General features: G+C 37.3%; 1 protein-coding gene. It reads right to left on the reverse strand.

Annotation, left to right across the window (positions count from 1 at the left end; genetic code table 11):
• Nucleotides 1–111: 111 nt before the first annotated feature.
• Nucleotides 112–1,686, reverse strand: a complete 1,575-nt coding sequence (locus tag F3H12_RS13000; protein ID WP_149679738.1) for an alkaline phosphatase — start codon at nt 1,684–1,686, stop codon at nt 112–114.
• Between the last annotated feature and the right edge of the window lie 293 nt (nt 1,687–1,979).

Raw genomic sequence — 1,979 nt, forward strand, 5'->3', positions numbered from 1 at the left:
GACATAGTAAATAAATGTAAAATATGGAAATTTAAAGAAAGGAGAATCTAACTTAGAAAAGCTGAAAAATTGTCTTGACAATGGGGGGCATTATATTTTTATTTTACAAAATTACTTAAGTCCAGTGACAGCAACCAACTTATAATATATTTCCGTATTGTCATATGCACCATTGAATAATTCTGCTCCCACCCCTGTAGCATATACTGGTACTGGAACGCCTGTATGAGAATATGAAGTCCAACCTATTCCGGCTTTGTTATTTAAAATATGAGTTAATGTCACCGTTAATGGATTATAGTCACCATATAATCTATAGAATTCTTCATCGTTGGATTGTTCTTCTGCCATCGTTGCATCAAAAGCCTTCTTTAACCTTTCTACTTCACTGTCTGACAGTTCAAGTGTCATATATGAATCTTTGCCCTCACCATCTATGTATTCATCTTTTAATCCGAAAGCTTGAGTAATTACCGGCATGATTTCTTCAAATGTCAAGTCTGGATTCTTTTCAATTATACTGTTAAGTTTTTCATCAAATGCGACATAGGACATTTTTTGATGTTTTAATATTTCTAATGCCACATCGTAACCAGTAGTTGCCTGCCCGATCGACATACCACCTGTTTCATGGTCCCCTGTTACGATAATTAATGTTTCATCAGGATGTGCTTTTGCAAAATCAATAGCTACTTGAATAGCATCTGCAAATGCTAAAACTTCAACAATATTCGTCTTTGCATCATTCGCGTGACCAGCCCAGTCAATCTTTCCTGACTCAACCATCATAAAAAATCCTTTATCATTATCCAATACATCGATACCCTTTTTAACGAAGTCAGCAAGGGTTAAGTCTCCTTCTTTATGGTCAATGGCATATGGCATTGCACCATCATCCTGAATTACAGGAGTAACGGCATATACTTTGCCTGAATTGTTGTTTAATGCCAATATATCTTTTTTGGTCTTTACAATTTTATATCCCTTTTCTTTCAAAATTTCATAAACATCTTTTTGATCCTTATTGCTGCCTGTAGGTTGTTTAATGGTTCCTCCCCCAAAATAATCAAACTCTGAGTCTGCCATTTGTAACGCAATATCATAATAGCTATTTCTTGATGGAACATGGGCATAATATGCAGCAGGTGTCGCATGGTTAATCGTAACTGTTGATACGATACCGATCTTCATTCCTTTTTCTTCTTTAAGTCTTTCTGCAATTGTTTTCGGAACATTCTTTGTATCCACGTTTTCAGCTTTATTTCCTGAAACATTCCCAACTGGTCTTAAACCGATCGTACCATTCCATGTTTTGAATCCCGAGGAAAGAGCAGTAGCTGTGGAAGCTGAATCCGGTGCAAATGAAGTCGCATCATGAGTAGTCTGATAGCCTACTGCTTCAAAATCTTGAAAATTAAGAGTCCCCAGTCTAAGATTATTGTGTTTGTTGGTTCCCATGTAAATCTGAGCAGAATTCACCTGCACAGCAGACATTCCATCCCCTATGAACATAAAAATGTACTTAGGAGATTGCACGTCAGATTTAACGCTTTGAACCAGATGCTCAGTGCTGACTGTTTTGTCATGCTGCATCGGCAGACTTACATGATTTTGCGCCATACATCCCGTTACAATCAAAGTCACCACGGTCAGAAAAAGTATAGCTGATAATAATCTCTTAAACATATCATACCTCCTAAATGTATTAGTCATTTCACACCTGTAAATATACAGGAGGTATGTTAAATCCCAATTATATAAAAGTAAACGATAAGTAATGTCACCGCCGGGATATATTTGACCCGGGAACGCCGAAAAGAAAATGACCCACCCCTGTAGAATATATCCCTCTGAAGCAATAGCCAAAAAGATTCAGGGGGAAAAATATGCTAAGGAGTGGGACTGTGATAAGATTACATGAACTTTACGCAAGTGGCAAGAGTATTCGAGAAATTGCCCGAATTACGGGACACTCCCGA

The sequence above is a fragment of the Thermoclostridium caenicola genome (assembly GCF_900142095.1).
Lineage (GTDB): Bacteria > Bacillota > Clostridia > DSM-8532 > DSM-8532 > Thermoclostridium_A > Thermoclostridium_A caenicola.

Excerpts from the sequence above, each read along its gene's own strand:
- F3H12_RS13000 (WP_149679738.1), bottom strand. The coding sequence starts at position 1,686 with ATGTTTAAGAGATTATTATCAGCTATACTTTTTCTGACCGTGGTGACT.